The following is a 5,637-nucleotide window of genomic DNA, read 5'->3' on the forward strand; positions in this document are numbered from 1 at the left end:
AAATGCGGGGCGGTATTTCTCTCAGCCAGCAGTCTCGCCTTTGCCTCCGCCAAAATCGCGTCAGTTTCTGCATGGACGCAGACCAAACCGCCCTGCGCCCGCGCGATCTTCATGGTCGAAATAATCTGCGCATCGCTCAGTTGGATATTGTAGGTCGTGAAGACTTTGATCGATCGATTGCCAGCATCGATAAGCCCGGCCAATTCACTATCAAAATCAGGGACGTCCGTATCAGTCACGGTGATATGAAACGCGTAGTCGATCATCGCACCACGCGCAGCGCGTACACTATAATCGGCAACTGTCTCAGCCAATCCCGCGCCTTTCGCTTGTGCCGCAAATGAGATCACGCTGGTGGTCCCCCCCAATGCCGCAGAGCGGGTCGCGGTTTCAAATGTATCGGCGTTCATCACACCCATGCCCGACATCTGTTCAATATGCGCATGCGGGTCGATGCCGCCGGGCATGACGTATTTGCCCGCGGCGTCGATCCGCCGTTTTGCAGTGCCGGGGGCCTGTCCTATCGCAGCGATGCGGCCGTTTTTGACGGCGATGTCGCCTGTCACTACCCCCTCCGGCGTCACAATCTGGCCTCCGGTGATAATGAGGTCGTCAGCGTCAGACATACGGGGGCGGCCCTTTCCTTTTGCGATGACAACATGTTGCCCGCACATTGCGGCGTTTCGCAAGTGGCTTAACTGTTGTTTTCACCAGTTTGTTTTTTCGAATCCAGATCGCGCACCGACGCCCGTCCGATCATGTGCGCCCCGATGGGAGACGTGAGCATCAAGAACAGGATAATCGCCACAACGCGCACTGTGATCTCACTGTCCTGCTTGTTAATCGCCACACCAATCGGGATCAGGCTGCTGCCGGGATCAAACCGCAGCGCTCTACGTGCCGTTTCCGTGCCGCAGGCGATGGCGTAGACCACGAACCCCATGGCCGCGATCAGCCCGCCGATAAAGCCACCACCCTGCGCATTGTGCCCGCGCAATAGCATATACACAGAGAATACCAGCAGCAGGACCGCCAACAGCTGCGAACCGGCGATCCTGCCATCAGCTTGTCCCAACCGTTGTCGAAGCTTGGTGCGGCCATCGCGTTGGGCAGCCAGAAGGGAGCGGAAACTGCGCGGATTTGGTGAAAGCGCCGGCCAGACCCAATGACACGATAGGCAGATACATGACGCTTTGGGTCAGAACGCCGGACATCTGGTTGATTTGAGACATCTCGAATGTGTCAGCCGTTGTTCCGATCAGGAGGACGCCAGCGAGCAAAGCCAAACCGCCCACACCTGTCACCATCAAAGCCTGCAACGCAGAGAGACGTGATTTCGCGGCCTCGTGGTTGAACCCGATCAGCACGTAGGATGTGATCGAGGTAAGTTCCCAAAAGTCAAGCAGTATCAGTAGGTTATCAGCCAAAATCAATCCAGGCATGGCCAGCATAAAGCTTGTCAGGTACAGCGAAAACCGGGTAGTGGGTCACTTTGAAATTCGCTTCTTGTAAGGGCCGCGCTTTTTTGGGGCTTCCTCATTCGCATCAATGATGGCAACCAGATCAGAGATATCCCAGAGGCGATCCGTCAGGCCAGCTTCCATTGCTGGTGTCACCTTCAAAGTCTGGTGGACCTTGACGAAGTTGTAATACATGAAGTGCAGCGCGACTGCATGCATGTGGTTTTCAACCTTCTTGCTGAAACCGTTGGTCAGGCGTGTAAAGCGGCGCATATGCATCCGCATCGTCAGGTTTTGGCGCTCAACGTAGCTGGTGCTGATTAGCGCCTTGTCAAGATTGCCTTCAACGGTGCGCTTCTTGATGCCGGTGCATTCGGCAAATGGTGGGTATGGGGATGGGCGTTGCGCTCTTGCCACGGCTCTATGCGAAATCCGAGATCGACAGCCGCTCCAGCAATGTGGTGGTGCGACCGTTCCGGCGCAGCACTGTGATGCGCTCAATTGGTATGGTTTGGCGCAGCGCGGCAAGCCCGGTGATGTTTGCGCGGCTCCGTGATGTCATTCAAGAGGCAGCGCGCGCATCTTCAAGCAGGCCAATCGCCTGTCATTCTCGATGAAAGTTAACGCAAATGTTGGCGCGTCTAACCGCGCCAGCTCCGGATCGGGCCGCAATCCATGTGAACAAAGTTGGACCGCCCGTAACGGCCGACACCACCCGCGCGGAAGGCAAGAGCGGCATTGGCGATCTGTGTGGTTGACCTACTGGTCAAGCGCAAATCTGCGGCTTGGCCAAGCACATGCAACGAATTGCGTGCGACGCCGCGATTGCTGTTTCTCAGCATTCGGTTTGTCGCAGGCGAACGGTAGCCCGACAGCAAAAGATAAGGCTCATTCGTTTCCATCAGGTTCAGCGACGCAGACATAATGTCGACGGTGCGCAGATCAATCTGCACGGCTTCGCCTGTACGCCAGTCCCGCATGAGCAGGTTAATCTCGCGGACCGCTTCACCGATATATTCGCCTTCAATCCAGTAAACTGTATTAAGTCGTTCACCTGTCCGGCCCGAATGCATCGCGATGCTGCGGATGTCGCCGGCGCCACGCACGTAACCGGCGGCGTTTGAATAGGTTGGTGCGGCTGCCACAGCCGTCGCCGCGAATGCGCCCAACAACCGCCGCCGCGTGATCCCAGAAGTCTTTTGATCCATGTACTTAGCGCCTGTCCCGTCGCTTGCCTGATCCCGCTTTGTAGCGAGTTGTTTGCCAATAGGTCCCCAGATGTGAAGTTTATATGACATATTTCGATTCGTTGACCAAGACCTGAGTAGCGATTTTTTTTTAACAACTCGCAAATTGGCGAATATTTGCGCAATTTTGCGAATGCGGCAGATATGGCACAACCTCATTTGCGTCGACGTGCAACATACAGCAACAATCGCGACCGACTTCGGCGCATGTCAATTGCGCAAAAATGCGGCTGCGAGTCTGTGTTTGCATTGCGTGCCAAATCATATCAGCGCATGTTTTGGCAAAACCCCGACAGCTGCTTTTGACATGCACCCACCGCCACGATGCTCATTTTTTGGATACAGCGTGCGAGCGATCATGGTGGTCTCACAGGTGTTGTCCCTCCCTTGGGCCACTTGATGGGGGTATCGCGTTGGCGGTTGCGGACGCGGTGGGCGATCTGGTGTGGATTGGCACGCGAAGGGCTGGCTCTTCGTGCTTTTCGCGGGTAACTCTGAGCCAGAGCATATGTTCCCGGGGGCACCATGACACATCTTGTGAAAGACATCGCGGCGGCATTGGGCGCAGAGGCCTTTGGCGCCGTTGATCTTTCCGTATCCGCCGCATCCGAACCCGCATCGGCCGGTCCAGATGATCTGGCTTTGGCGCTATCGCCTGCCTATGGCGATGCATTGAAGCAGGGCCGGGCGAAAGTCGCTATGGTTTGGCCCGGTGCGGATTGGCAAGCTTTAGGGCTTGAGGCTGCGATTATCGCGCCGCGGGCGCGGCTGGCGATGGCGCAATTGACGCAGATGCTGGACCAACCTCTTGCAGGTGACGGGATCAGCGCGCTTGCGGCGATTGATCCCGAAGCCAGGATCGGAGCCGATGTGCGGATTGGCGCGTTTACTGTCATCGGTGCTGGTGCAGAGGTCGGAGCCAAGACTTGGATAGCGGACCACGTGAGCATTGCCGAAGGTGTCTTTATCGGTGCGGGCTGCCAGATCCATGCGGGCGTGCGGCTGCAACGGGGCACGCGCCTTGGTGCAGGGGTGATCGTGCAACCCAATGTCGTGATCGGCGGCGACGGATTTTCTTTTGTGACCGCCGCGCCTTCCAACGTGGAGCTAGCGCGTGAAACTTTGGGGGAGATGTCACTCAGCGTCCCCGATGACCCGACATGGCATCGCATTCATTCCTTGGGCGGCGTCGTGATCGGCGATGATGTTGAGATCGGCGCAAATTCTTGCGTCGATGCGGGCACGATAAGGGCTACGCAGATCGGAGATGGCACAAAAATCGACTGTCTTGTGCAGGTCGGACACAACGTGATCGTTGGTCAGCATTGCTTGCTTTGTGCGCAGGCCGGTGTTGCAGGTTCAAGCGTGATCGGGGATCGCGTGGTTGTCGGGGGCAAGGCAGGGATCGCAGACAACCTCAAAATCGGAGATGATGTGGTTTTGGGCGGCGGTAGCGTTGTGCTGTCCAATGTACCTGCCGGACGGGTGATGATGGGCTATCCAGCGACCAAGATGCAGACCCATATTGAGGGCTACAAAGCTCTGCGCCGTTTGCCGCGGACACTGCGTAATTTGGCAAAGCGCGGCTAGCGCCTGTTCCCAAAGCGGCCAAGAGGCACTACATGCAACTTCAAACAAGACAGGTTGCCTAAATTATGAGCATTAAGGACCAAGTCATCGCAATCATCGCCGAACAGGCGATGCTGGAGCCATCCGACATCAAGATGGACAACACATTGGAAGGTATCGGCATCGACAGTCTCGGCCTTGTGGAAAGTATCTTCGCAATCGAGGAAAGCTTCGACATCACCGTGCCTTTCAACGCCAATGACCCGCAGGCGAGCGAATTTGACATTTCGTCGATCGCGGCCATCGTTGCGGCGGTCGAAAAGCTCAAAGCAGGGCAGGCGGGCTAAATGAACCGCGTGGTCATCACTGGCGCGGGGACGATCAACCCGCTTGGCACGAGCGTTGCCGCCACGATGGAGGCGATGCGCGAGGGTCGTTGCGGGATTGGACTACTTGAAATTGACGACGTGGATCGGCTGGCGATCCAGATCGGTGGGCAGGTCAAGGATTATGATGAGACCATCCATTTCAACCGTCAGCAAATCGCACTCTATGACCGGTTCACGCAGTTCACGCTGCTGGCCGCCCGCGAAGCCATCGGGCAATCGGGGCTGTCGTTTTCGGGTGAACTGGCAGATCAATCGGGGGTCGTCTTCGGGACGTCTGGCGGAGGCCTGAATACACAGGACGAAAATTACCGCGCGGTCTATGAAGCGGGCAAGAACCGGGTGCATCCGTTTGTTGTACCCAAACTGATGAACAATGCCGCTGCCAGCCATGTCTCTATGAAGTGGCAGTTGCGGGGGCCGTCTTTCACTGTGGCAACGGCCTGCGCATCTTCAAATCACGCGATGGGGCAGGCGTTCAATATGGTGCGCAGCGGTGTGGCGAAAGTCATGGTCACTGGTGGCGCAGACGCGATGCTGTGTTTTGGCGGGATCAAAGCGTGGGAAGGGCTGCGTGTGATGTCCAAGGACGCCTGCCGCCCTTTTTCGGCCACTCGAAACGGGATGGTGCAGGGCGAAGGGGCGGGCGTCTTTGTGTTTGAAGACTGCGATCACGCTAAGGCGCGTGGCGCGGAAATCCTTTGCGAAATCATAGGTTTTGCGATGTCTTCTGATGCCTCCGATATTGTGATGCCGTCAAAGCAGGGGGCCGCACGGACGATCGCGGCCGCCGTGAAAGACGCCAAACTGAACACTGAAGACGTGGGATATATCAATGCGCACGGCACCGGGACGACGGCTAATGACAAGACCGAATGTGCGGCGGTGGCCGATGTGTTCGGGGCCCACGCGGACCGGTTGATGATATCTTCCACGAAGTCCATGCACGGGCATTTGATCGGAGGGACCAGCGCA

Annotated in this window: 8 protein-coding genes and 1 pseudogene; 4 read left to right on the forward strand and 5 right to left on the reverse strand. The window is 57.1% G+C overall.

Features of this window, described 5'->3' with window-relative positions; genetic code table 11:
- The 4 genes and pseudogenes from ACFDSS_RS13150 to ACFDSS_RS13165 all read right to left on the reverse strand — a co-directional run.
- A partial coding sequence (locus ACFDSS_RS13150) for an amidohydrolase family protein (protein ID WP_375256186.1) occupies positions 1-626 on the reverse strand: 626 nt, incomplete at its 3' end.
- 68 nt (positions 627-694) lie between these two features.
- Positions 695-1,036, reverse strand: coding sequence for an MnhB domain-containing protein (locus tag ACFDSS_RS13155; RefSeq protein WP_375256187.1), 342 nt, complete (start codon positions 1,034-1,036; stop codon positions 695-697).
- A gap of 25 nt (positions 1,037-1,061) precedes the next feature.
- Complete coding sequence (locus ACFDSS_RS13160) at positions 1,062-1,442, reverse strand: proton-conducting transporter membrane subunit (RefSeq protein WP_375256188.1); 381 nt, start codon at positions 1,440-1,442, stop codon at positions 1,062-1,064.
- 45 nt (positions 1,443-1,487) lie between these two features.
- Positions 1,488-1,838: pseudogene (locus ACFDSS_RS13165) on the reverse strand (IS1 family transposase); the annotation flags it as partial.
- 17 nt (positions 1,839-1,855) lie between these two features.
- On the opposite strand from ACFDSS_RS13165, the gene ACFDSS_RS13170 reads away from it, so the two are divergent.
- Positions 1,856-2,077, forward strand: a complete 222-nt coding sequence (locus ACFDSS_RS13170) for a hypothetical protein (RefSeq protein WP_375256189.1) — start codon at positions 1,856-1,858, stop codon at positions 2,075-2,077.
- Between the two features lie 24 nt (positions 2,078-2,101).
- Here the strand turns inward: ACFDSS_RS13170 and ACFDSS_RS13175 are convergent, their stop codons facing one another.
- Positions 2,102-2,668 carry a YcbK family protein gene (locus tag ACFDSS_RS13175; RefSeq protein ID WP_375256190.1) on the reverse strand — a complete coding sequence of 189 codons (567 nt, stop codon included), beginning with the start codon at positions 2,666-2,668 and terminating at the stop codon, positions 2,102-2,104.
- Between the two features lie 564 nt (positions 2,669-3,232).
- On the opposite strand from ACFDSS_RS13175, the gene ACFDSS_RS13180 reads away from it, so the two are divergent.
- From ACFDSS_RS13180 to ACFDSS_RS13190, 3 genes are all read left to right on the forward strand, one after another.
- Complete coding sequence (locus ACFDSS_RS13180) at positions 3,233-4,297, forward strand: UDP-3-O-(3-hydroxymyristoyl)glucosamine N-acyltransferase (protein ID WP_375256191.1); 1,065 nt, start codon at positions 3,233-3,235, stop codon at positions 4,295-4,297.
- Positions 4,298-4,362: 65 nt separating this feature from the next.
- The gene (locus ACFDSS_RS13185; protein ID WP_375256192.1) at positions 4,363-4,623 is read left to right on the forward strand and encodes an acyl carrier protein; all 261 of its coding nucleotides are present in this window, start codon (positions 4,363-4,365) and stop codon (positions 4,621-4,623) included.
- On the forward strand, positions 4,624-5,637 hold a 1,014-nt coding region (locus ACFDSS_RS13190), incomplete at its 3' end, for a beta-ketoacyl-[acyl-carrier-protein] synthase family protein (protein ID WP_375256193.1).

It is taken from the genome of Yoonia sp. (assembly GCF_042093035.1).
In the GTDB taxonomy this organism is placed as follows: Bacteria; Pseudomonadota; Alphaproteobacteria; order Rhodobacterales; family Rhodobacteraceae; genus Yoonia.